We start from the raw sequence: 25,579 nt of genomic DNA on the forward strand, positions 1-25,579 counted from the left end.
AACCGTTGTGGTGAATTGCCCGCCCATTCCGCCGAAGTGGATGCCGTGGCTCGTCCGTGACCACGGTAGTTGCGGGTTCTGTCGAGCCGAAGCAACTTACTGTCACACGCTTGAGGCGAACTATCGACACTCCGCCGCTATCGGTCTGCTGCAGAGCGTGTTTGGCGGGCCTCCGCCCGCTGGCCGCATCTACGTGTCCGTGACAAGGCCCAGCGGTGACAAGACGTCAAGTTCATCCGGTCGGGCCATGCCATTTCGTCTAGTGCGTCCGCGCGCGGCGGATTGGAGACTTTCTACATGATCCCCATCACACCGCCGCACGAGGCGCGAACCAGCGCAGGCTCGCCCACCGTGCCGGATCTGGCGGAACTCTTACCGTTTTATCATGAGGAGTTCCTGGACGAGCCGTACCCCCATTTCCGCCGGCTCCGCGATGAATTTCCCGTCCTCCAACTCGAGGACGGCAGGTATGTGGTGTCGCGGTACGACGATGTTTCCAAACTGTTGCGGCACACGAAAAGTTCTGTGCAGCAGCTGGATTTCGGGGCCTTCGACATCCTCCACTCTTCCCTCGTTGGAATGGATGCGCCTGAGCACACCCGGCACAAGAGACTCGTCAACAACCTGTTCACGCCCAAGTCGGTGCGCAGTTGGATGGCAACCACGGCGTCGATCGTCGAACGCGCGCTGTCCGATGCGGAAACGACGGGGCAGATCGAGGCGGTCCGTGAACTGTGCCTTGTCCCGATCCATGCAACGGCGTGTTCCATCCTGGGTATACCTGCCGAGCATGCCGATGAGGTACGCCACTACACCTATCAGTTTGCTCGTGGGTTCGGCCTGGTAGCCAGTGAGGACGACCTGCGGGCCGGCACCGAGGGCAGTGCATGGCTGGAGAACTACTGTGCCGATGCGATAGAGCAGGTACGCCGAGAGCCCCAGCCAGGTATCATCGCCGGCTACATCGAGGCCGAACAGCGCGGCGACATGACGCGGCGTGAAATCACGGGCAACATGCTGCTTTTCCTAGCAGCCGGCCAGTTTTCGCCGACTAATCTCACAGCGCACGGCTTGGAGCGCATGGCCGCGGACCCTGAGCTTTTCGCCACTTTTCGAGACGATCCCGCAGCTCGACCCAAGGTGATCAACGAGCTGCTCCGATTCGTCACTCCGGAAGTCGGAGTGACGCGTCTGGTACTCGAGGACGTGGAGGCCGCGGGTACTATTCTGCCCGCTGGCTCCACGGTTTACGTGGTCCTCGCATCGGCCAACCGCGACGAGCGTGTCTTTGCAGACCCCGACCGCTTCGACTACACCCGCTCAACCGAAGGACGCCAGCATCTGGCCTTTGCTGCTGGGCTGCATACGTGCATTGGGCAGATCTTGGCGCGTCAGGAGGCCGAGACCATCCTGACTGCGGTGACGGAGCGCTGCGCGCGCATCGAGCCCATCGGCGGACCCGAATATTACAGCATTCAGCATGCGCGGCAATGGAAGACGATGAATCTCCGGCTGACCTTCTAGGCCGCTATGGCACTACAACTCACGGCGGTCAGCGCCGCTATGTTGGCCTCCTGCCCTGAGGCCGGGCATCAAGCGCTGTTTTTGGCCACCACGGCCGGTTCAAATTCCTTGATAAACAGTGGCGATACGGCGCACAGAACAAGGGTCGCGACGGTGACCGCCACGAACCCCCCCGTGAAGCTGCCGGTTGCGTCCTTCACCAAACCGAGGACGTACGGATAGGCGAACCCACTGACGATCCAGGGAACGCCGAGGACGATGCCGTTCACCACACCCGAATATTCTTCACGGACTGACTCAACCGCCTCTGCCAGAATCAGCGGCTCTCCCGCATATACGCCGAGCCCGAGCAACGGAATGCAGAGAGCGACCAAGAGGTAATTGTCCGTCGCAACGCACAGTGTCATGATTGCAACGGCGATTGTCGTCGCGGTCCCCCCCAGCAACACGACCCGCTTCTTGCTGCCGACACGTTCGGCGACGATCGGGCCTCCGAATGCGGCTGCCATACCGGCAATGGAGAACAGCGAAGTGACGAGACCGGCCATCGATTCCGAGAACCCGGCGTTCTCGACAAGAATGGCAGGCATCCAGCTGGCGATTGCCGAGAACAAGCCGACGCCGCCGATCCAAAAGACTGTGGCTGACAGAACATTTCGATTGAATACAGGCCGAGCGGGTGGCTCTGCAGCTCGCACTCCCCGCCGATCCGCAGTTGGGTCGTCGAGCCGATCCAGATCGTCACCTGCCGACGGTGCGTTCTTGGAGACGAAGAGAACAACGATGAGCACCGCACCCAGACACACAGCCTGCACGCCCAAACCCATTCGCCAGCCGAAGGCTGCCAGGATGGCGGAGAAAACGAAGAGACTCAGGACAGCGCCGACTCCGTCGCCCGACATCATGATGCCCACTGCTCGTCCGGTCTGTCTGCTGCCTCTGAACCATCCGACCGCCATGGTGTACGTCGCAACCCAGAGGAACCCCACCGCCAGTCCGGCGAAAACCCGGGCAATCACGACCATCTCGAATCCATCCGACATCGCGAATACCACTTGCGCGATGACACCTGCGGCCAGACCGGCGACAATCACGTTCTTGCTGCCCCAGCGAGAAGCAAGAACACCACCCACCAAGATCATCAAGCCCGCCACGAGACCGGTGACAGAAGAGATTCCTCCCGCTTGGGCATAGCTCAACCCAAGGTCTTCGCTGATGGCGCCCAGGCTTGGACTCCATCCGACGTACGGCAGGAACGCGCCGACAAGCGCCAGATACGCGGCGGAAAGCTGGGCCCACCTGTTGTTCGACATGTCCGTCCTCCGCGCCTCGGGCTCCGACTGACTTTTGCCGGTGACGCGTCGCTCGAACATCAACCTACGCGCACCGACTGAGCGGTTAAAGACTGCTACGTGAGGGTGTCGCCTCCATACCGTCGGATTGTCTGAGACATCGGCGCCGGCCGCGACACGACGTCAAGTTCGGCCGTCTCCGATGTCGTCCCGGGAGCGCAGCGGCCCGCGCCTCAAGCATCCTGGGTGAGAGCACGCAGTGCGCGCACGACTACCGTGAGGGCGTTGAGCTGAGGGCGTTCGTCGATGGACACAGTGGCAACTGTTCTTCGGGCGCGTACAGCGAGGTGTGTCGTGTTGGCCTGCCACTCCTCGAAAACCCCTCGTACGTCGCGGTCAGATGGTGTGCTGATCCACCCACTGGCCACGGTACGAGTGAGCTTCGACAGCACGGCATAGAGCTCATCCCGGAGCGCTGTGCGCGCCAGCCGGTCCCAGTATGTCCGACGCGGCAAAAGGCTGACCCTGGTGAGTAGGTAGTCGACTCCGAACTGATCGGAGACGTAGTGATACAGGTCCGCCACTTCTTCGGCCCCGATCTCAAGGTCGTCGGCGATTTCTATGACGTCGAGGAGGACATAGCTATCGAGATAGGAGCCCCCGAGCCGGGCCAGTTCCGTTGTAGCCCCGCGGGCTTCCAAGGCGCTGACATTCGTCTCGAATCGCCGTTTCTCTTGCCCCCACAGCCGCTCGGGCTCATCCGCCGACAGCGAGCTGATCCGTTGCGCCAGAGCTTCGACGACCTCTGCAATCCCGAAACCGCTGGGATGCCTTTCGATGAACCATCGCGCGGCGCGATCGAGCAGCCTTCGACCTTCGTATCGGATCTCAGCCACCGGGTCGAGGGGCAGTTGGGCTGCGGCAGCGTCCAGCTTATGGGTGACGCTCCTGTGGTCGAACACCTCGATGGCTGCGACATAAGCCTTTACTACCAGTTCCACGGAAGCGCCGGTATCGCCTGCCGCGCGACTGACCGCGGTTATTCCCGCCTGATTGACGACCTCGTTGACAACTTCGTTGATGATGATTTCGGCGCCCAGCGGGTGGGTGTCGATGGATTTGGGCACCACAGACTGAAGGCGCTTCGGGAAGAAGCCGCGGAGAATGTGAATGAACCATGGATCCTCTGCGACCGCCGTCCCTTGAAGCTCGTCCTTGATCGCATTCTTGGTGCTCGCCATCAGGACAGCCAACTCAGGGCACACCATTCCTTGGCCGGCGGCTTCCCGCACCGTCAGTTCCGACTCATCTGGCAGGCAGTCCCGGGGAGGGTCAAGGTGACCGGATTCGGTCAGTGCCCGCATCAGCAATCTCAGCGCGGGCAGGTTCTCGGCGGATTGACGCGTTTCCATTGCCAGAAGCACATTTTGATCATGGTTGTGTCGAAGGACCGTGTCAGCGATGTCGCCGGTCATCGATCTCAAGACTTCGATCCTGTCGTGTCCGCTGGACTCGAGTTCCTCTTGACCGCCCGCCAGCGCGATCTTGATATTCACTTCGTAGTCGCTGGTGTCCACGCCTGCTGAATTGTCGACGGCATCAGTGTTGAGCCTCACGCCTCGGCGTGCAGCTTCGACGCGGGCAGCCTGAGTCAGACCTAGATTGCCGCCCTCTCCAATCGCCTTGACGCGGAGGGCATCGGCATCGATACGCACGCCGTCGTTGGTGCGATCGTTGACCTGGGCATGACTCTCGGAGCTGGCTTTTACATAGGTGCCGATGCCGCCATTCCAGAGCAGGTCAGCTCGCATGGACAGAATCGCGCGGATCAATTCCGTTGGCGTGAGCCGATGAATAGTTGGCTCGAGGTCCAGCAGTTCGGCGACCACAGGGCCGACGACGACCGACTTCGCCGATCTGTCGACGATCATTCCCCCGTCGCTGAGAACTTTAGGGTCGTAATCGGCCCACGTCGATCGTGAAAGAGACGCCAGTCGGCGCCGCTCCGTCAGCGCGGCCGAAGCGATCGGACTGGGGTCGAGAAAGATGTTGCGATGATCGAATGCTGCAACCAAATGCGCGTTTTCGGCCAGCAGCATTCCGTTGCCGAAGACATCCCCACTCATATCGCCGATGCCGATCACTGTGAACGGGTCGCCTGTGGGATTGATGCCGGCCTCACGGAGATGACGTTCCACCGACACCCACGCGCCACGAGCGGTGATGCCCATCGCTTTGTGGTCGTAGCCTACTGACCCACCCGACGCGAAAGCGTCGCCGAGCCAGAATCCGTACTTTCGGGCAATCTCGTTGGCGTTGTCGGAGAAGGTAGCGGTGCCTTTGTCGGCGGCGACAACGAGGTAAGGGTCATCGTGATCGTGGCGCACTGTGCGAGCTGGAGCGACAATCGCCTCACCCACGCGGTTATCAGTGACGTCCAGGAGTGCGGCGACGAATTCACGGTACGACCTCAGACCGTCGGCTAGCCAGGCCTCGCGGTCCGAAGGGTCGGGCAACTGCTTCGGCAGGAAGGCGCCTTTGGCGCCAGTGGGCACGATGACAGCGTTCTTGGAGACCTGCGCCTTGGTCAACGCGAGGACCTCCATCCGGATATCCTCACGACGATCGCTCCAGCGGATGCCACCTCGCGCAACCTTGCCGAAGCGCATGTGCATGCCCTCGACTCTTGGGCTGTACACCCAGATTTCAGCCACGGGTGTGGGCCGCGGGATCGCAGGAATTCGTTGCGGACTGATCTTTAGACTGAGGGTCGGCGGCGCTTGCCCGTCGTCACTGCGTTGGAATGCGTTGGTGCGCTCGATCGCCTGGATGATGCCCAGAACGGACCGGAGGATCCGGTCTTCGTCGAGATTGGCAACCGAGTCGAGGCCGCGGGTGAACCGCTCGGCAACCTCAGCTTGGGCCGCAGCACGTTGATCGTCGTCGTCGTGGCGGTCCGGATCGAAACGTTCCTCGAAGAGTTGCACCGCGAGAGCGCCGAAAACAGGTTGTCCAGCAAGAGCTTCGCAGATGTACGGCAGCGAGAACGCAGCCTGCGTCTGGCGTAAATACGCTGCCACCGCTCGCAACCAGGTCACCTGAACCCACGTGAGTCCGGCGGTGAGCACCAAGCTGTTCAGCGGATCTGATTCACAGTGGCCGGCCCAAACGGCCCTCACTGCGTCAAGGAAGCGGTCCCGCTGCTCCGAGCGCCCCGCCGATGACTCATTCCACCAGAGTCCGGTGTGGGCGCGCAGACCCAGGTCGATCTCGTGCGAGGCAGCGCCGCCTTCTACCGGTGAACCGGTCCGCTCGTCGACTACTTCGAGTCCAAAGTCGGCGAATGGCGGTAGGAGCAGCGACAATGGCGGGAGTCGGTCGCACAGGATCCTGATGCGGACGTCGCTTGCAGTGCCACCGGTTTCGGGGTGTAACTGGAGATGGAGAAGCCGTCCCAACGCTTCGGTGTGAGCCATCATCGCAGTTCCTCGAATCCGAACATCACGATCGACGGACGTTGACGATCGTCCAGTGGGGTGCCGCATCGGCTCAAGGCAACAGGCGGGTTTCGAATCAGGTCGAAAATGGCGCGCACAATCACCAGCACCTCTCAGTCGTTCTGTCAGGCCAAAGATGCACTGACGCAGTAATTTTGTCGATCCCGAGCTCACTTCGGGCTCGTCTGCTTACAGCCTGGACGACTTCAAACGGCCGGTCCAGCGCAATTTGTCCGCCTTGATCGTTCGAATTTTTCGATGGTTTGGACTGGTCGATGAAATCTTCGGCGCCTACAGCGCGGCGACGGAGAAAACTCCGCTGGAAGTGTTCGGCGACGACGAGCGGCGGCAACCACCGATCCTGCAAGCGAAAATCGCAGCCTCAGTGGCGATCCGGATCTCGAAAGCCCCGGACCAGACTCACACCACAGAACCGCTTCGAAATCTAGTTGACGTATCTATATTTCGTCAGTAGTGAGAAGCTTCTCGCGATTCTGCGAATCGCGATCCTTCGCATCAGGCTTCTCCACACGGAGTTGACTGGCCCGCCCAGCTTAGCAATTCAGCGGGTACGCACCCACGTCAGCGCATCGTCCACATCGTGGACCACCGGCAGCTCACCGGGAACTGCCGGGCGGCGCACGATCACCACGGGTATCCCCTGCTGCTGGGCGGCAAGCATCTTGGGCCAGGTGTATTCACCACCGGAGTCCTTGGTGACCAGCACATCGGATCGATGCTCCGCCAGCAACGCCAGCTCGCCCGGCAGCGCGTAGGGTCCGCGGCTGCGGAGGATCCGCCAGCACGAAGGTAGTTGCAGCACAGGCTCGTCCACGACCCGCGCCAGCACCGAATGCTCGCGCAGCGCCGGTACGAATTCGGTCAGTTGTTGCCGGCCCACGGTGAGCAGCGGCCGCTGCCCCAGTCCGGCCGCGACGTCGGCGGCCTGCGCGTGGGTGTCCACCCAATGCCAGGACGGTTGCGACCGGTCGGCCCAACCCGGACGTTCCAACCTCAGCAGCGGACGAACGGTCGGACCGGTGGTGCAGGCGGCCACCGCGTTCGCCGAGATCGTCGCCGCGAACGGATGCGTGGCGTCGACCACGACGTCGTAGTCCGCCAACGCCGACCGCAGCCCTGCCACGCCACCGAACCCGCCGATGCGCACCGCTCCCACCGGCAGTTGCGGATCGGCGACCCGGCCTGCCAGCGAGCTGGTCACCTCGATACCGTCGGCGACCAGTCGCGCCGCCAGCGCCCTGGCCTCTGAGGTGCCACCCAACACCAGAACCCGAAGGGACATCAGGGTGCTCCAGGAGGAAGGAAGGGCAGATCTGCCGGGGCCCCGTTGTCGACGAGTTCCATGAGCGCCTCCACGTCGACATGCCGCTCGACCAACTCACCAAGCAGGTCGAGCCTGCGCTCGCGGGCCGCCGGGAAACTCACGTCGGAGGGTGGCAGACCGAGCGTCTCCCGAAGGAAGGCCGCGCGCAACGCATCTCCTTCCAGCGATCCGTGCCACATGGTGCCGAAGGTCTGCCCGCAGCGGGCGCCGCCGAGGAAATCGTCGACATCGGTGCCGCGCGTGATGCGCCCGTGGTGGATCTCGTATCCCGACGCGTCGGCGCCGAGCGCCGAACCCTGCGGCAGCCGCAACGTCTTCGACGCGGCGAAGGTGGTCTCGACGTCAAGCAGACCCAGCCCCTCGACCTGCGGCACCGAGCCCTCGACGCCGTCCGGGTCCCGGATCACCCGGCCGAGCATCTGGAAGCCCCCGCAGATGCCGAGCACCGGCTTTCCGGCCGAAACATGTGCCGCCAGTGCCTGATCCAGTCCGCGCGACCGCAGCCAGGCCAGATCGGCGATCGTCGCGCGGGTGCCGGGAAGCACCACCAGGTCGGCGTCGGCCAGCCCGCGCGGGTCGGAGACGAAGACCACGTCGAGCTCGGGTTCCAGGCCCAACGCGTCCACGTCGGTGAAATTGCTGATCCGGGGCAGCCGCACCACCGCGACACGGTGCGCAGCTGTCCCCGCCGACCGCCGGCCGTCGAGATCCAGGGCATCCTCGGAGTCCAGCCACAGGTCGGGATGCCACGGCAGGGTGCCGTACACCCGCCGTCCGGTGACCCGCTCGAGGTCGGCCAGTCCGGGATCCAGAAGTGATTGCTCGCCGCGGAACTTGTTCACCACGAAGCCCGCCATCAACGCCTGGTCTTCCGGTGACAACAATGCGACGGTGCCCAGGAACGCGGCGAACACCCCGCCCCGGTCGATGTCGCCGACCACCACAGTCGGCAGATTCGCCTGCCGGGCCAGCCCGAGATTGGTGTAATCGCCTGCCCGCAAGTTGATCTCGGCGGGGCTACCGGCGCCTTCGGCGACGACCACATCGAATCGCCCGGCCAGATCGGCGAATGCCTCATACGCGGCCGCCGCGAGCGCTCGCCGGCCGTGGAGCCAGTCCGAGGACGACACCTCACCCCACGGGCGGCCCATCAGCACCACGTGGCTGCGGCGGTCGCTGCCGGGTTTGAGCAGCACCGGGTTCATCGCGGCCTCCGGTGTCGCCCGCGCGGCCATCGCCTGCACCCACTGCGCCCGCCCGATCTCCGCCTCCGCGCCGTGGGCGTCGGTGCAGACCATCGAGTTGTTCGACATGTTCTGGGCTTTGAACGGTGCCACCTTGACACCACGCCGCCACAGCGCGCGGCACAGGCCGGTGGTCACCACGCTCTTGCCCGCGTCGCTCGTGGTACCGGCGATCAGGATGCCCGGCATCAGGCTCGTCCCTTCCGCACGAGAAAGAGATCCATCACCCAGCCGGCGTCGGCCTTGGCCGCGGCCCTTGCGTCGGCGACCTCGCCCATCACGTCACCGAGGCGGCCGGACACCAGCCGCTCGCCGGCCGCACCGAGGTTGGCGCCCCACCAGATGGTCCAGTCGTCGAGTCCGGTCAGATCCAACCGCTGCGGCGGCGGATTCAGCATCGACACGATGTTGTCCAACCCGGCCGTGACGGCCTCTTGCAGCCTGCGGCCGGTGGTCACCGTCACCGGCCGTCCCACGTCGTGCAACACGATGCGGTGCCGGGCGGCGAGCAGTTGCGGCGCGGCGATTCCCGGCAGGACGTCGTATTCGAGTTCGACGCCAAGGGCTTTCACCTTCTCGACGATGCGGATGGTCGAGTCGTACAGCGACGGATCGCCCCACACCAGGAACGCGGCGGTGCCGCCGCGTTCACGCATCACCGCCGCGTACGCCGCGGCGCGCGCGTCGTGCCAGTCGGACACGGCGGTCTCGTATCCCGCACCGGTCAAACCGGTCGAACGGTCGCGTTCGGGGTCACGCACCGACACGATCTCGACCGGCCCGGCGGGCCCGGCGTGCACGGTGACGATCTCGCGCCGTAGCGCGAGCAGGCCGTCATCCTCGCCGTTGCCGCCCTTGTCCGCGGCCAGCACGTAGTCCACCGACCGCAGCGCTTCGGCCACTTCGGGTGTGACGTGGTGGGGTCCCATCCCGACCCCGAGAATGCGGACTCTCACGGTACTCAATGGACGGCACCGCCGTCGCGACTCAATGGCCGGCACCGCCGTCGCGGTCCTCCAGGTTGCCCTCGACCTCGAGGTAGGCCTGTTGCAGGGCCGCCATGGTCTCCGGCGACGGTTCGGCCCACAGGCCCCGGTCGGCGGCCTCGTGCAACCTCTCCACGATGCCGTGCAGCGCCCACGGATTGGAGTTGTCCAGGAACTCGCGGGTTTCGGGATCCAGGACGTACTCCTGCGCCAGCTTCTCGTACATCCAGTCGTGCACCACACCGGCGGTCGCGTCGAACCCGAAGAGGTAGTCGACGGTCGCGGCGAGTTCGAAGGCACCCTTGTATCCGTGCCGGCGCATCGCGGAGATCCACCGGGGATTGACCACGCGGGCGCGGAAGACCCGCGCGGTTTCCTCCGACAGCGTCCTGGTGCGAATCGCATCCGGCGTGGTCGAGTCGCCGACGTAGGCCACCGGGTCCGACCCGGTCAACGCCCGTACCGTGGCGATCATGCCGCCGTGGTACTGGAAATAGTCGTCGCTGTCGGCGATGTCGTGCTCACGGGTGTCGATGTTCTTGGCGGCCACCTTGATTCGCGCGTAATTGGTGCGCATGTCATCGGCGGCGGCCACCCCGTCGAGGCCACGGCCGTAGGCGAACCCGCCCCACGCGGTGTAGACCTCGGCGAGATCCTTGTCATCGCGCCAGGTTCCGCTCTCCACGACCTGCAGGATGCCCGCGCCGTAAGAGCCCGGCTTGGAACCGAAGACGCGCGTGGTGGCCCGGCGGTGATCGCCGTGTGCTGCCAGGTCGGCGCGGGCATGGGCGGCGACGAAGTTCTGGTCATCGGGCTCGTCGAGGGTGGCCACGAGCTGTACCGCATCGTCGAGCATCGCCACCACGTGTGGGAAAGCGTCCCGGAAGAACCCGGAGATGCGCACCGTGACGTCGATGCGTGGGCGGCCGAGTTCCTCCAGCGAGATCAGCGCGAGCCGGCTGACCCGCCGCGACGCCTCATCCCACTCGGGCCGTACGCCGAGCAAGGCGAGCACCTCGGCCACGTCATCACCGGAGGTCCGCATGGCGCTGGTGCCCCACACGGACAGGCCGACCGACTCCGGGTAGCTTCCGGTGTCGTCCAGGTAGCGCTGCACCAGCGAATCGGCCATCGCCTGACCGGTCTGCCAGGCCAGCCGCGACGGCACTGCCCGCGGATCGACGGTGTAGAAGTTGCGGCCGGTCGGCAACACGTTCACCAGGCCGCGCAACGGCGAGCCGGACGGTCCCGGACGGATGAAACGGCCTGCCAGCGCGCGGATCAGGGCATCGAGCTCGTCTGCTGTCCCCGCCAGGCGCGGGACGACCTCCGTAGCGGCGAACCGCAGCACGTTCTGCACCCCGGGGTCGTGGTGCAGCGTGTCGACGACGCCGTCGTCCCAGCCCGCGGCCTCCATCGCCTCGACCAATGACCGTGCCTGTCTTTCGATTTCGTCGACAGCGGTGGTCTCGGCGCCCTCCTTCAGCCCGAGGGCCGCACGCAATCCGGGTACCGCGCGGTCGTGACCGCCCCAGACCTGTGCCGCGCGCAGGATCGCCAGCACCAGGTTGACGCGGGCGGGCCCCTCGGGTGCACCGCCGAGAACGTGCAGCCCGTCGCGGATCTGGGCGTCCTTGATCTCGCACAGCCAGCCGTCGACGTGGAGCAGGAAGTCGTCGAACTCCTCGTCGTCGGGCCGGTCTTCGAGACCGAGGTCGCGATGCATCTCCGCGGCACGCATCAGGCTCCAGATCTCGCCGCGGATGGCCGGCAGTTTCGCCGGGTCCATCGACGAGATATTGCCGTACTCGTCCAACAGTTGCTCAAGGCGGGCGATGTCGCCGTAGGTTTCGGCCCTGGCCATCGGCGGGATGAGGTGGTCGACGATGGTGGCGTGGGCACGTCGCTTGGCTTGCGCACCCTCCCCCGGATCGTTGACCAGGAACGGATAGATCAGCGGCAGGTTACCGATCGTCGCGTCCGTGGCGCACGCGGCCGACAGCGCGGCGTTCTTCCCCGGCAGCCATTCCATCGAGCCGTGCTTTCCCAGATGCACGACCGCATGCGCGCCGAAACCCTGCTCCAGCCACCGGTACGCCGCGAGGTAGTGGTGGCTGGGCGGCAGGTCCGGATCGTGGTAGATCGCGACCGGATTCTCGCCGAAGCCGCGAGGCGGCTGGATCATCAGCACGATGTTTCCGGATCGCAGTGCCGCAACCACGATCTCGCCTGCATCGTTGACGAACAGCCGGCCGGGCGCGGCCCCCCACGCTTCGGTCATCGAGTCACGAAGGCCCGCAGGCAGATCAGCTGTCCAGGTGGCGTACTGCTCGGTGGTGACCCGCACGTGGGCGTCGGTGAGCTGGGCCGTGGTCAGCCACTCCTCATCCTGTCCGCCTGCGGCGATGAGAGTGTGGATCAGCCGGTCGCCCGCTTCGGTCTCGTCGTCGATGCCGAGCACGCCGAATCCGTCGCCGACGTCGTACCCGTGGTCTGCGAGCCGCCGCAACAACCGCACCGCGGAGGCCGGCGTGTCCAGACCGACCGCGTTGCCGACCCGCGAGTGCTTGGTCGGGTACGCCGACAGCACCAGCGCCAACTTCTTCGTGCTGTTCGGGATGCCGCGCAGGCGTGCATGTTTCGCCGCGATGGTGGCGACACGGGCGCAGCGTTCGGGGTCGGCGACGTAGTGCGGTAGCCCGTCGGGATCGATTTCCTTGAACGAGAACGGCGCGGTGATGATCCGCCCGTCGAACTCCGGTATCGCGATCTGGGTGGCCGAGTCGAGCGGCGTCACGCCGTCGTCGCTGGCCTCCCAGTCCGCGCGTGACGACGTGAGGCACAAGCCCTGCAACACGGGAATGTCGAGGGCCGCGATGCGCTCGATGTCCCACGATCCGTCGTCCCCGCCTGCGCTGACTTCGGCCGGTTTGGAGCCACCCGCGGCGAGCACGGTGACCACGAGGGCGTCCAGGGCGCCCATCGCGTCGAACAACTCCTGCGGGGCGCTGCGCAGCGATGACGCGAAGATCGGTACGCCGGTCGCCTCGCCCGTCGCGTCGATCGCGTCGACGAGGGCATGCGCGAAATCGGCATTGCCGCTGATTTCGTGCGCGCGGTAATACAGCACGCCGACCTGCGCTTTATCCGGCGCCGAGACGGGACGGGCGTCCCGGCGGCCATAGCCCCACTCGGGGATGACCACGGGTTCATCGAACCCTTCACCGGCGAGAAGCACTGTGTCGCAGAGGAATGCGTGCAACTGGCCGAGGTTGGTCGGGCCGCCCTCGGCGAGATAGCGATGCGCTTGGGCGGCCAGGCCGATCGGAACGGTGGAACACTCCATCAGTTCCGCGCTCGGCTGACGCTCTCCGCCGAGCACGACCAGAGGCAGCCCACTGCCTCGCAGTTCGGCCAGCTCCGATTCGATCTCCGCGGAGGATCCGAGCACCCGCAGCACCACGACATCGGCACCGCGAATGACCGGCCCGAGGTCTTGGCGAGACGGATTGCCGAGCTGATAGGCCGCACCACTGGCGCGCGCGGACAGCAGGTCGGTGTCGGACGTGGACAGCAGCGCGATGCGGCGGGCTTCGGACGAAGCATGCGACATGGTCGGCTCCTACTCGGGGTTCTCGCCCCTTATCGTGGGATGTCTCGTGGCCAGTATCTGGCTCGAGGCCGTTGCCCATCCAGCGACCCTCACAGTGGCGGAACCGCCCCGGGATTGCACCGGGTTCCTACGCCACGAGACGTGATCCGGCCATCCTAATGCACCTCAGGTTCCGGCCTGCGGCCTGCTGCGTCAGGCCAGCGGAGCGACGGGTGCCGCTGACGGCGGGGCGGCAGGCCCGGGAAGCGGCGTCGGGCCCGGCGCGGTATCCGGCGTGGCGCCGATGTGCTGTACCGGCGGCGTGGCCGCGGGCCCGGACACCGGCGAGAATGTCGGCGGCGGCTGCGTCGGCTGTGGCTGCGTCGGCGGAGCGGGTCGATCGGGGTCCCGCTCCTCCGCCGCCCACCCGGCCTGCAGTTTCTGGGCCACGAACCCGGCGCCCTTGTCGACCATTCCGGCCTGTTCGTACTGATTGTGTACCGCGAAGCTTCTGCCCGTGGGGTCACAGACCAGGTCGTTGTCCACACACAGATCGATCGCTTTGGCCACGTAGTTCGGCCCGACCGTGACCGGTGGGTCGTTCAGCACCTTCATGAACCGGGGCGACGGTGTGCCGAACAGCGCAACCGCGGCCACATGGTCGGCAACTTCGGCGGGCATCGGCGCGGGCACATCCAGCGGGGAGACGCCGTCGGGCACCACACTCGAGGTGAGGAACCCGATCACCGCGGCGCCCTGGGAGAACCCGCCGAGCACCATTTTGGTGTCGGGGCAATTCGCGGCGGTGGTGATCACGCGTTCCCTGGCGTCGGCAATGCCCTGGACGGCTGTCGGGAAATCCGTTGTGGCCGGGTAATCGACGCCGTACACCTCCACCGATTTCGGGGCGACGTGGGACCGCAGCGAATCGACGAACGCCTGCCCCGTGGGGCCGACGCCTGGAAGTTCGGTGGTGCCACGGGCGAAGATCACCTCGGCATCCGCACACGGTGCCGCCTCGGCAGAAGGTGCGGTCACAGCAGGCATCACAGAAGCCGACGCTGCCAGCACAGCAACCACCCCGGCGATTCTGAATCTCCCCACCGAATCATGCTGACACAGCTTGGCATTGGCCGCTCATCGTAAGGAAGAGACATAGAGTTTCCACAAGAACCAAATAGAATTCTCATTATTTGCAGTGCCATTGGCGGCCCAGGTGCGCCGTGCCGCGACGCCCGATCACCCGTCCTGGTTGCCCGGTGGTCGCTGCGGGCGTCGCTGGATTCGCAGCGTGGTGGTGGGTACCTCGATGCCGGCGGTGGGCGGTGCGGGCAGCGCTGTCGTCGAATCCTCTTTGAGACGAACAATTTTGGGGACGGCCGCGGCGCGGGGACGCCGGACGATGGTCGGCGGCGCCGAGTCCTCCTCGCTGGGCGGCTGCGGTTGCGGTCGCGACGGCGGGGCGGTCACCGGCTTGGCTGCCCGGGCCTCACGGCGAACCAGATAGCCCGCCAGCGGACCGGTGAACAACAGGGCCGCCAGCACGGTGAGGCTCAGTGCGCACACCGCGACGTCGAAGGTGCTGGTGATCTGCTGGGCCAGGTTGTTGCCATAGATCGCCGCAGGTGCCGGGGCGGCGTACCGGGGCGCGAGGGCCACACCGATGGCCACATCGGCGACGGTGAACACGAACAGCACCGCGCTGAACGCGGCGGCGACGCTCGGTGCGGCCACCCCCTTGCCCAGCTGGCGGTGCAGCCACCCTGCGATGAACCCCGTGACCAGGCTGAACGCGGTCATCGCGGCACTGTCGTACAGCGCGCGGGGCAGGTCGAGCGACAGCGCGATCAGGTAGTCGGCCACCCGCAGAGCCGCCGACGCGAAGGCCCAGAAGGCGATCAGCGTCAAGCACTTCTGGGCGGCGCCGCGGTACGCGCCGATGGTCGGCGGCTTGATGAGAAACACCGCGTACAACGTCGTCGGCGCCACGATCGCGGCCGCGACCGCCCAGGCGAGATAGCCCTCATAACCGACCGCGGCCGTCGAGGTGTTCTGGGCGATGCCGTGGAAGGCGTCGATGTCCCGGCCGATGCCCGCGACCCACACCAGGGTCGCCGCGACCGCGCCCGAGACACCGAGCGCGGTCGTTGCCAGCCGGGCCGCCGCGGTCCGCTCGGTGAGCCAGCGCGAGGCGATGACCAGTGCGATCAGCGCTTCGGCGCCGTAGAGCAGGGTGGTGGCGATGACGGCGATGTCGTGACCGCCGAAGTCGACATCGGTGACGAACAGGTACCGCAGGCGCCAGTACAGGTTGAAGGCCACCGACAGCGTCGCCAGCGCGATCGACAGAAAGCCGACCACCCGGGCCACCGCATACCAGCGGCGAAACTTGTTGTCCTCGATCGTGATCGAGGTGATGGGTGGCTGCGCCGCCAACAGCGCCCCGGCGATGCCCAGAAGCAGGCCCGGTCCGACGCCGGGCGCCACCGCGCCGGTCCCGCCGTCACCGACGGTCTGCATCAGATGATGGCCCACGAATCCGATGACCACGACCGGATACGCCACGCACAGCAGGAGCCGGACCCGGGCGGTACGCCGGACGTCCGGGGCGGGGCCGCTGAGCCGCAGCGGACCGAGGTGCGGCGCCAGCGCGGCGATCACGGCCAGCAGTGTCACCACGGACAGCACGGCGAACAGCGATCCGCCGCTGCCCGGCACTCCCACACCGAATTCCAGGCTCCACGGGAGCAGCAACGCGAGGAGGAGCAGCACGATCGCGAACCCGTCGCGCAGTTTGTTTGTCCAGGCCGGCACGTATCCGACACCGGACCGCGCCACGGCGGGCGCGGCCGTCGTCGCCACCTGGGCGGTGGCCGACGTGTCGTAACGTTCGTCGCTCACGTACCGATCCTCTCTGAGAGTGACAATCCTGGCGAATGCACCAGGGTGCTCACTTTTGCTCTGACGCACAAGCAGCTCCGGCCGGGTTCGACGCCCAAGAGCACCCGAAGACTGTGCGGTAGCTTGGAATCGTCCGTCGGAGCCCGTGACCATGTGTGAGGCAAGGAGTTGAAACCGTGGACGTAGTCCTCGGGGTGGCGGTTACCGGGCAGGTGGCGCGCCTGGCCATGATCGGTGCGCCGGCAAGCGGCGGCCAGGTGCTGGACCAGTACGCGCTCGACCTGTCCGACGCCGCCATGACCGACCTGGCAGACACCATCGTCGGCACCTATCGCGCGGTCACCGAATCCGGCAACCGGGTCGCGGCGACCCGCCTGTGCCTGCCCGACGATGCGCAGGCCGACACCCTGCGCCAGACGGTGTCCAATGCGGGCGTACAGAACGTCGAAGTGGTCGCCGAAGCCGAGGCCGCCGCGGCGCTGGCCCGCAGCGTGGGCGCGGATGCGGCGCTGCTGCTCGCCGACGACGACACCGTGTCGCTGACCGTGGTCGGCGCCGATGAAGAATCGACCTCGACGTTGGCATCCGTGCCGATCGGTGCGGCCGGGGCGGCCGTCGCGTGTGCCGAGGTACTGCAGCGGGTGCCCAGCGGTGCCGCGCCGATGCACGTGATGCTGGTCGGGCAGCGCCTCGATCTTGAGTCTGTCGCGGCAGAGCTGCGTTCGACCGCACCGGTCCAGGTGCCGGCGGATGTGGGTTATGCGATCGCGCGGGGCACCGCTCAGACCGCTGACGAGTCGGGTTTCGCACCTGCCGGTGCGGCGACACAGCTCGCGCCCGTCGTCGACGTGCCACAGGATGCGACGCAGCTGGCGCCCGCATCGGAGGCCACGCAGCTCGCACCGGCCGCGGAGGCGACGCAACTGGCACCCGCCGCCGCCGACGCCACCCAGATGGCTCCGACGAACGCCGCCGCGGCGGACCTGGTGGGACCGGAATTGGCGTACTCCCAGGAACCCGAGGCGCAGCCGTGGTCCGAGGATGACATGCCGATGGACCCGCTCAGCGAGTTCGTCCCCGAACAGAACGACGATGCGGAATACACGACCGTCATCGCGCCCCCGCCGCCGCGGATGCTGCTGATGGGCAGTGCCCTGACGTTCCTGGTGGTCAGTCTCGCCACGCTGGCCGTCACGGTCGCAATCACGATCCGGCCCACGGCCGATGTGAGTGCGCAACCCGCCCCGGCCATCCAGTCGGACACGGTGCCGGGACGCTACCTTCCGCCCGTCCCGCACGAGCCGGATCCGGTGGCGCTGCCCGTCGCGGTGCTGACACCACCGCCGGCCGCTCCCGCCGCACCGAAGGTGCGCACCGGAAACCCGCCCGCCAACCCGGCGCCACCGGTCAATCTGCCGCCGCCCGCCGTGCCCCCGGCCGCGCCGCCTCCCCCGCCGATCCAGCCGCCGGTGCCGATCCCGGTTCCGGTTCCCGTGCCCCTGCCTGTGCCGATCCCGCCGGTGGTGTGGCCGACGCTGCCGTCGCCGTGGATCCCGACCCCGACCACGCCGACGACGACCCGACCGACCACCACCACGACGTCCCCGCCGCCGACCACCACGACCACGGTGCCGACCACGACGACGACCGTGCCGACAACCACAACTCCACCGCCGACCACCACAACGGCACCCCCGACCACCACGGCACCGCCGACAACGACGGTGCCCCCGACCACGACGGTGCCCCCGACCACGTCGACGACCGTCGCGCCGACCCGTACCTCCGCCGAGCAGACGGTGCCCCCGATTGAGCCGACCTACACCGAACCGGCTTACACACCGCCGGTCGAAGAGCCCGCATCCCAGGCACCGGTGACAACGCAGTACCCGTCCGGCGGGTCATCAGACAGCGACGGTGGGTCGTACGGCGGCGGGTCCTATGGCGGCGGCAGCTACGGGAGCGGTAGTTCTGACAGTGGTAGCTCCGGTAGCTCGGGTAGCTCGGGCGACTCACCGATGACGACGATGCCCGCCAGCCCCTAGGCCTTGAAACACCTCTGCCGTTGCCTGACCATGTTCGGCCAGGCAACGGCAGAGGTGACTTCACCCGCGGGTTCCCTACCCGGTGCGCGCCACGCTCGCGCTCTGCCCGGTGGTGGGATCGGTGACGTCGTTGCCGATGTTGTCGAGGTTGCGCTTCGAGGTTTCCGGGGCGAAGTAGGCCGCAAGCAGCGTCAACACCGAGGACGCCGAGATGTAGACCGCGACCGACGTCACGGAACCGGTCATGTCCAACAGCGACGACGCGATCAGCGGGGCGAACCCGCCGCCCACCACGCCGATGAGCATGTAGCCCAGGGAGACGCCGGTGTAGCGGTAACTGGTGTCGAACAGCTCGGCGATGAAGGCCGCGAGAACGCCGTACATCGCGCCCTGGAACACCATCGCGACCGACACCGACAGCGCCATGAGCGCAAAGTTGCCGGTAGCCATCAGCGGATACACCGCGAAGGCCCATACCGCCATCCCGATGGCGCCGATGAAGAACGGAATACGGCGTCCCACCCGGTCACTGAGGCGGCCGAAGTACAGAATCGACAGAAGTTGCACGACAGCGCCGACCGCGACGGCGTTGAGCACGGTCGCCTTCGAGATGTCGGTGTGCTGTGTCACGTAGGACAACGAGAACACGTTGATCACGAAGTACGCGACCTGTTGACCGAGCCCGAGCAGCACGACCAGCAGGATCATCTTCGGCGCGTGACGCAGCACCTGCAGGATCGGGGCCTTGACCTCTTTGTCCTTGAGCTGCTGCTGGTTTCGGACGAAAACGGTGGATTCGATGATCTTCACTCGAATCAGCAGGCCTACCAACACCAGTGGCGCACTGAGCAGGAAGGGTATGCGCCAGCCCCACGACATGAACTGTTCCTCGGTCATGAGCGCGCTCACCGCCGCCAGCGTGGCCGTGGCCAGGAGAAAGCCCATGGGTGAGGCGGACTGCATCCAGCTGCCTGCCCGTCCACGACTGTCTTCGGATTCGTCCTGCTCCACCACCATCAGCACGGCACCGCCCCATTCGCCGCCGAGGCCGATGCCCTGAATGAGGCGACACAACACCAGCAGGATGGGCGCCCAGATGCCGATGGAGTCGTAGGTCGGCAGCAGGCCGATGGCCACGGTGGCGACACCCATCATCATGATGGTCGCGATCAGGGCTGCCTTGCGCCCGACCCGGTCACCGATGTGCCCGAAGATGATTCCACCGACGGGACGGGCAGCGAACCCGACCCCGAATGTGGCCAGCGCCAAAAGGGTTCCGGCCGCCGGATCCACGTCGGGGAAGAAGATCTTCCCGAACGCCAGCGCGGCGACGGCTCCGTAGATGTTGAAGTCGTACCACTCGATCGTGGTGCCGACCATGCTCGCGACGATCGTGCGTCGACGACGCGATTTCGCGGCCGCAGTGTCAGTGGCTGCAGCAGGAACTGAAGGATTCATATAGTCCTCTGATAGTTGCAGGTAATAGCGAAAATGCTAGAGCGGCAAGGTGAGCGCACCCATAGTCTCGATGCAACGCGATACAGCTCACCCGGTGTGCGTCTGCACAATCACGACCGGAGCAGACACAGTTGCACCATGGCCTGCGCACGGGGTGTCCGGAGGCTGATGCCGGTGGCCTCTTCGAACTTGCGGATCCGATTGAGCACCGTGTTGCGGTGGCAGTACATGGTGGCGGCTGTCGTGGTGACCGACCCGCTGTCGGCGAATACCAGCAACGTTTCGACAAGGATGTCCCGATCGTTCATCGCGGCCAGCGGTGCGTCCACATAGCTACGCAGGTCCTCGATCACCGTGCACAGTTGCGAAATCGACAGTCGTGGCCAAGAACGGCGAAGAGTGACCGCCTCGGCGCCCAGTTGCGCAAGCGTCCGGACCGTCGCCGCCGCCCGGAAGACGTTCTGCAGCTGCACGGCTCGCGGTGCGACGGCACCCGTCACACCCGAGAGGAGGTCCGCCGCCAGTGCCTCGTCATCAGGCCAGCGGTGACCGGCAGACAGCAGGATCAGCGTGACTCCCTTACTCGCGTGATCCAAAGCCACCACATCGAGACCGGAAAGCCGTCGGGTCACCGCCTCGGTGGCTGCTTCCGATCCGAGCCCCACCACCCAGTAGGACGCAGACTCGTCGAGACCGAGCACCTCCGCCGCGCGGTGCACCAACGTCGGGCTCGGTTCGTCGGAGAACAGGTCGGACAGGCTCTGCTGTTGTTCGATGATGTCGGTGCGCGCCATCTGGAGCCGCTGGTCCAGATAGCCCCATTGGACCGCGCCGGCGAAGTCGTCGACGACTTTCCAGAGTTGGCCGACATGCATGGCGAGCACGGCCATGTCGGCCTCATCGGCCAGCCGTAACAGTGCCGACCATGCCACCAGAAAATCGTTTCGCACGGCCGCGCTCAGATTCTCCAGTGCGATGCCCTGGCGGGCCCGCAGCGCGCCGACCGCCGCCGGGAACGCGATGAGCTCGGCCGACAGTGGCCGTGTCCGCAGGCGGGCGAGTAGATAGCGGAATGCCTTGCGGGCGCTTTCTTTCAGATCACCTTCGTCGGGAACGCTGTCGTAGTAGCGCGCGCCGCCGTCGATCTGTTCGAGGTACTCTGCGGCGAGTTGGTCATCGATGCCGGCGAGTTCCTCGAGCAGGGCCTGCCACCGCCGGTGCTCTTCGTCAACGGCCGGCAATGGTCGCACTGCTCAACCCGGAGGCACCCGCCAGGTGACGTCCCCATCGCGGGTGCACCGGGTCGGCTCCCACGACCGCCAGGCACGCCGCGAGTGTGATTACCACCGAATCCAGGACCGGCACGCCCAGTTCGGTTTCGACGGCCTCCACGGCATCGGCGCCGAGCAGATTGGTGCACACGTAGGCGATGGCGTCGGGCTTGCTCTGTGCGACCTGCCTGCTGGGCGCCAGGAGGTCCTCTGGCCGAACCCTGGCGATATGGGTGGTTTCGGTGAGCCCGAAACCGTGGGCCGCCACCACGGTGATGTCCTCGTCGCGGTAGCACTGACCGATCCTGGCGTTCATATCGTCGGGGTACGGGGTGACGAGGCCGACGTTGCGCACGCCCAGCGCGCCGAACACCGCCAGGTAGGCCTGGGTGGTGGTCAGTGCAGGCACTCCGGTCGCCGCGGTGATGGCGTCGGTGATGGCGCGGTCGTGCGGGACGCCCAGCCACGACCCGGCCGTGCCGTTCCACGCGATCACGTCGACCCCTGCGGTGGCCAGCAGCGCTGCCGCCGCTTGCATTGCTGCCGTGTCGAATTGGGCGTCAGAGCTGTCATCGAGCCCCACCCGGCCCACCGGAATCCGGGTGAAGTGCACGCTCACGTCGGTCCGGTCGCCCAGCATCCGGTATGTCGTGGGCTCCAGGCACGTATTCGACGACGGCACGATCATCCCGATCCGCGGCGCCGAAGCGCGCGGATCGTCAGACGGCACGGGTGATTCCGCCGTCGTTGGTGATAGTCGTTCCGTTGAGGTACGCGGCCCGCGGCGAGGCCAGGAACACGATCGAGTAGGCGATATCGCGTGCGCTGGGAATGTAGGACAGTGGCAGGTTCTCCAGGTAACGCTCCTCGGCCTCTTCGGGGGTGCAGTCCCAGTCCTTGGCGTTGGTGGCGAACTGCTTGACCAGCCGGGCGGTCCGGACCGGGCCCGGACACACCGTGTTGATCATCACGCCCTGCGCGCCGACCTGCAGCGACAGCGACTTGCTGAAGTTCAGGATCGCGGCGTTGGCCGCGGCTCCCGGCATGTGGTACTCCAACGCCTGCTTACCGGAGTTCCCCGCGACATTGACGATCCGTCCGCTGCCGTTCTTGAGCAGATGCGGCAATGCCGCCCGCGTCATGCGGATGAAGCCGAACAACTTGAGGTTGATGTCGGCGACCCACTGTTCGTCGGTGAGGTCGTTGAAGCCGCCGAACGATGAGGCGCCGGCATTGTTGATCAGGATGTCCAGGCCACCGAGTTCGTCAACGGCACTGGTGATCACCGAATCGAACACGGTCTTGTCGCTGAGGTCTGCGGCTACGGGCACCGCTTTGACGCCGTTCTTGGCCGAGATCGCGGTGCAGGCCTCCTGCAAAGCGTCGGCGCGGCGCGCCACCAGAACCACATCGGCGCCCTCTTCGGCCAACAGTTCAGCGGTCGCCAGTCCGATGCCGTCGCTGGCACCGGAGATCAGTGCCCGAGTTCCTTGCAGTCCGAGGTCCATGTTGTCTCCTGTCGAGATACGAGTGTTGTTGAGGTTCAGTCGGTATCGGCCGGCTCAGGCGCCCGCGGTGGCCGAGTCGAGTGCGCCGTCGAGCATGCGTGCCAGGGTCTCGGTGAGCAGGTCCACACCGGTGCACAGGTCTTCGTCCGAGGTGTATTCGGCTTCGGCGTGCGAAATCCCTTCCACGCTGGGGACGAACAGCATCACCGATGGCACGATTTCCTTCATGTTGGTCGAGTCGTGACCGGCTCGGGTCTGCACGAGCATGCTCGACACCCCGAGGTCATCGGAAACGGTGCGCGCCAGCTCCACCCCTTGCGGCTGGTAATGGTGGCCGGGCCAGACGTGGGCCTTGCGGTGCTCGACCGTGACCTTGGCACGGATCTCGGCCTCGGCGATGCGCTTTCGCAGCGCGACGTCGGCGGCCGCGAGCAGCTCATCGTTGTCCGAACGCAGGTCCAGGTGCATGTGGACCTCACGCGGTACGACCACCGGCGAGTTGGGCAGCACGGTCATCTGCCCGCAACTGGTGTGCAGCTCCTCGCCGAACTCGTCGGCGATGTCGCGCAGCGCCACCACGATGAGCGACGCGCCCAGCAACGCATCCTGGCGGTCATCGATCGCCGTGGCACCGGTGTGGCCCTGGTATCCAACGACATTCAGTTCGTACTTGTTCGCCGCCCACGTGCGGTCCACCAACCCGATGGCGACGTTGTGCTTCTCCAGCTCGCGGCCCTGCTCGATGTGAATCTCGGCGTAGGCGGCCAGGCGCCGGGTGACATCGCCCTCGGGGAACACGTCTGTTGTCCCGATACTGTTGATGGCCCTCAGCGCCTCCCGGACCGTGATGCCGTCGTGGTCGGTGATGTTGAGGGTGTCCTCGAGATCTGCGGCGCCGGTGAACACCGCACTACCCATCAGCGATGGCTTGAACCGCGAGCCTTCCTCGTTGAACCAGTCCACCACGGCGATGTTGTACGCAGGCGTCTCACCGGATTCGGCTGCCTGACGGCGGATCCGGTCGGCGGCGACGGCACCGGCCAGCACGCCGTAGGCGCCGTCGAACCGACCTCCGCGAGGCTGGCTGTCGAGGTGTGAACCGACCAGCACGTACGGCGCGCCGGGATGGAACTCCAACAGCCCGAACAGGTTTCCGACCCGGTCGACCTCAACGGTGAACCCACGATCGCGCAACCACTGGGAGAACCACTCCCGCATCTGGCCGTCTTCGGCGGTCGCGGCTTGGCGCTCGACACCGCCGGCCGCAGTGGCACCGATGACCTCCAGTTCGGCCCACGAGTCCAGGAACTCACGGTCGCGGGCCGCGTTGAGGTTGATGCGCAGATTGGCCTTGTTCGCTTGTGCTGTCATGACTTTCCTCCAGGCATGATGAATGGCGGGTCGCCTCGATGCGCGACTCGTGGTCTTGTGCGGCTGGTCCGGACGCGGTCGATCCGGCTCAGACCAGGTATTGCGACAGCCCGCGCTTGAGGTAGGCGCCGTGGCCTTTTCGGCCGAGGTACTGGCCACGGTCGACGACGACCGTGCCGCGCGACAACACCGTCTGCACGCCGCCGTCGATCTCGAAGCCCTCCCAGGTGGAGTGGTCAAGGTTCGAATGGTGGGTCTTGTCGAGGCCGATCGATGTGTGCGCGTTCGGGTCATAGATCACCACGTCGGCGTCGGCCCCCGGCGAGATGATGCCCTTGCGCGGATAGAGCCCGAACATACGGGCGGGGGTGGTGGCGCATACGTCGACCCAGCGCTGCAGGCTGAGGTTGCCGTTGACCACACCCTGATACATCAGGTCGATGCGGTGTTCGACGCCGGCCATGCCGTTGGGGATCTTGGAGAAGTCGTCGAGACCCATCTCCTTCTGTCCCTTGAAACAGAACGGGCAGTGGTCGGTGGATACCGTCGCCACATCACCGGTGCGGATGTAGCGCCACAGCTCGTCCTGATGGCGCTCCTCGCGGGAGCGCAACGGCGTCGAACACACCCACTTGGCGCCTTCGAATCCCGCCGCGCCCAGTTGCTCCTCCAGCGACAGGTACAGGTACTGCGGACAGGTCTCGGCGAAGACGTTGGACCCCGCGCCGCGGGCCGTGGCGATCTGCTCCATCGCCTGCTTGGCGGACACGTGGACCACATACAGCGGGGCACCGGTGACCTTCGCCAGCATGATGGCGCGGTGGGTGGCCTCCTCTTCCAGCTCCCACGGCCGGGACACCCCGTGGTAATAAGGCGAGGTCTCGCCGCGTTCGATGTGCTGGGCCACCAGCTGGTCGATGGCGATGCCGTTCTCGGCGTGCATCATCGTCAACGCGCCGTTGCTCGCGCACTGCTGCATGGCCCGCAGGATCTGCCCGTCGTCGGAGTAGTACACCCCCGGATAGGCCATGAACAGCTTGAAGCTCGTCACGCCCTCGGCGACCAGTTCGTCCATCGCTTTGAGGGCGTCGGAGTCGACGCCGCCCAGGATCTGGTGAAAGCCGTAGTCGATCGCGCAGTTGCCCTGGGCCTTGGCGTGCCAGGTGGCCAAGGTGTCCTGGACGCGCTCGCCCTGCCGCTGGATCGCGAAGTCGATGATCGTGGTGGTGCCGCCGTGGGCGGCCGCGCGGGTGCCGGTCTCGAAGGTGTCCGCGGCGACGGTGCCACCGAACGGCATCTCCATATGGGTGTGCGCGTCGACGCCGCCGGGGATGACATAGCGGCCGGCGGCCTCCAATACCCGATCGAACGTCTGGTCAGGATCCCCGAAGGGAGCAAGTGTCGGATCGACCAGGGCCGCGATGCGCTCACCGTCGATGAGCACGTCGAGCTGCTGGCTACCGGTGGGCGAAACGACGGTGCCGCCGCGGATGTACGTCGTGGACATGGCAACAGATCGTATGGCTGACAACGTGATCGAGCCCA

At 66.1% G+C, this 25,579-nt stretch carries 16 protein-coding genes and 1 riboswitch; of the genes, 2 read left to right on the forward strand and 14 right to left on the reverse strand.

What is annotated here, in order from left to right; all coding sequences use genetic code 11:
- The first annotated feature begins 297 nt into the window (after nucleotides 1–297).
- Nucleotides 298–1,524: a cytochrome P450 gene (locus M1247_RS10845; protein ID WP_317156320.1), complete on the forward strand. Its 1,227-nt coding sequence runs from the start codon at nucleotides 298–300 to the stop codon at nucleotides 1,522–1,524.
- Between the two features lie 68 nt (nucleotides 1,525–1,592).
- Here the strand turns inward: M1247_RS10845 and M1247_RS10850 are convergent, their stop codons facing one another.
- The 8 genes from M1247_RS10850 to M1247_RS10885 form a co-directional block, all read right to left on the reverse strand.
- On the reverse strand, nucleotides 1,593–2,837 hold the full coding sequence (locus M1247_RS10850; protein WP_317156321.1) for an MFS transporter: 1,245 nt from the start codon (nucleotides 2,835–2,837) through the stop codon (nucleotides 1,593–1,595).
- A 212-nt stretch (nucleotides 2,838–3,049) separates the two neighbouring features.
- The gene (locus M1247_RS10855) at nucleotides 3,050–6,295 is read right to left on the reverse strand and encodes an NAD-glutamate dehydrogenase domain-containing protein (RefSeq protein ID WP_317156322.1); all 3,246 of its coding nucleotides are present in this window, start codon (nucleotides 6,293–6,295) and stop codon (nucleotides 3,050–3,052) included.
- A gap of 580 nt (nucleotides 6,296–6,875) precedes the next feature.
- On the reverse strand, nucleotides 6,876–7,616 hold the full coding sequence (locus tag M1247_RS10860) for a cobalt-precorrin-6A reductase (RefSeq protein WP_317156323.1): 741 nt from the start codon (nucleotides 7,614–7,616) through the stop codon (nucleotides 6,876–6,878).
- Nucleotides 7,616–9,091 (reverse strand): cobyric acid synthase, encoded by a 1,476-nt coding sequence (locus M1247_RS10865; RefSeq protein ID WP_317156324.1) that lies wholly within the window; start codon nucleotides 9,089–9,091, stop codon nucleotides 7,616–7,618. The genes M1247_RS10860 and M1247_RS10865 overlap by 1 nt, the downstream gene beginning before the upstream one ends.
- Nucleotides 9,091–9,858 (reverse strand): precorrin-6A synthase (deacetylating), encoded by a 768-nt coding sequence (gene cobF, locus M1247_RS10870; protein WP_410506859.1) that lies wholly within the window; start codon nucleotides 9,856–9,858, stop codon nucleotides 9,091–9,093. Before cobF ends, M1247_RS10865 begins: the two co-directional genes overlap by 1 nt.
- Before the next feature lie 31 nt (nucleotides 9,859–9,889).
- Complete coding sequence (gene cobN, locus M1247_RS10875) at nucleotides 9,890–13,501, reverse strand: cobaltochelatase subunit CobN (RefSeq protein ID WP_317156326.1); 3,612 nt, start codon at nucleotides 13,499–13,501, stop codon at nucleotides 9,890–9,892.
- Nucleotides 13,502–13,532: 31 nt separating this feature from the next.
- Nucleotides 13,533–13,674, reverse strand: a riboswitch (cobalamin riboswitch).
- 19 nt (nucleotides 13,675–13,693) lie between these two features.
- Nucleotides 13,694–14,527 carry a cutinase family protein gene (locus M1247_RS10880; protein ID WP_317156626.1) on the reverse strand — a complete coding sequence of 278 codons (834 nt, stop codon included), beginning with the start codon at nucleotides 14,525–14,527 and terminating at the stop codon, nucleotides 13,694–13,696.
- 192 nt (nucleotides 14,528–14,719) lie between these two features.
- Nucleotides 14,720–16,381: a DUF7937 domain-containing protein gene (locus tag M1247_RS10885; RefSeq protein ID WP_317156327.1), complete on the reverse strand. Its 1,662-nt coding sequence runs from the start codon at nucleotides 16,379–16,381 to the stop codon at nucleotides 14,720–14,722.
- A gap of 176 nt (nucleotides 16,382–16,557) precedes the next feature.
- Between M1247_RS10885 and M1247_RS10890 the strand changes: the two genes are divergently transcribed.
- Nucleotides 16,558–18,426, forward strand: coding sequence for a DUF7159 family protein (locus tag M1247_RS10890; protein WP_317156328.1), 1,869 nt, complete (start codon nucleotides 16,558–16,560; stop codon nucleotides 18,424–18,426).
- 75 nt (nucleotides 18,427–18,501) lie between these two features.
- Here M1247_RS10890 and M1247_RS10895 read toward each other — a convergent pair whose 3' ends face one another.
- The 6 genes from M1247_RS10895 to hydA form a co-directional block, all read right to left on the reverse strand.
- Nucleotides 18,502–19,884, reverse strand: coding sequence for an MFS transporter (locus M1247_RS10895; RefSeq protein WP_317156329.1), 1,383 nt, complete (start codon nucleotides 19,882–19,884; stop codon nucleotides 18,502–18,504).
- Nucleotides 19,885–19,994: 110 nt separating this feature from the next.
- Nucleotides 19,995–21,134, reverse strand: a complete 1,140-nt coding sequence (locus tag M1247_RS10900) for an RsbRD N-terminal domain-containing protein (protein ID WP_317156330.1) — start codon at nucleotides 21,132–21,134, stop codon at nucleotides 19,995–19,997.
- Nucleotides 21,112–21,885, reverse strand: a complete 774-nt coding sequence (locus M1247_RS10905) for a maleate cis-trans isomerase family protein (RefSeq protein WP_317156331.1) — start codon at nucleotides 21,883–21,885, stop codon at nucleotides 21,112–21,114. Before M1247_RS10905 ends, M1247_RS10900 begins: the two co-directional genes overlap by 23 nt.
- On the reverse strand, nucleotides 21,875–22,663 hold the full coding sequence (locus M1247_RS10910) for an SDR family NAD(P)-dependent oxidoreductase (protein ID WP_317156332.1): 789 nt from the start codon (nucleotides 22,661–22,663) through the stop codon (nucleotides 21,875–21,877). Before M1247_RS10910 ends, M1247_RS10905 begins: the two co-directional genes overlap by 11 nt.
- A 54-nt stretch (nucleotides 22,664–22,717) precedes the next feature.
- On the reverse strand, nucleotides 22,718–24,034 hold the full coding sequence (locus M1247_RS10915; RefSeq protein ID WP_317156333.1) for a M20 family metallo-hydrolase: 1,317 nt from the start codon (nucleotides 24,032–24,034) through the stop codon (nucleotides 22,718–22,720).
- Between the two features lie 88 nt (nucleotides 24,035–24,122).
- On the reverse strand, nucleotides 24,123–25,541 hold the full coding sequence (gene hydA, locus M1247_RS10920; RefSeq protein WP_317156334.1) for a dihydropyrimidinase: 1,419 nt from the start codon (nucleotides 25,539–25,541) through the stop codon (nucleotides 24,123–24,125).
- Between the last annotated feature and the right edge of the window lie 38 nt (nucleotides 25,542–25,579).

The sequence above is a fragment of the Mycobacterium appelbergii genome (genome assembly GCF_032883035.1).
Lineage (GTDB): Bacteria > Actinomycetota > Actinomycetes > Mycobacteriales > Mycobacteriaceae > Mycobacterium > Mycobacterium appelbergii.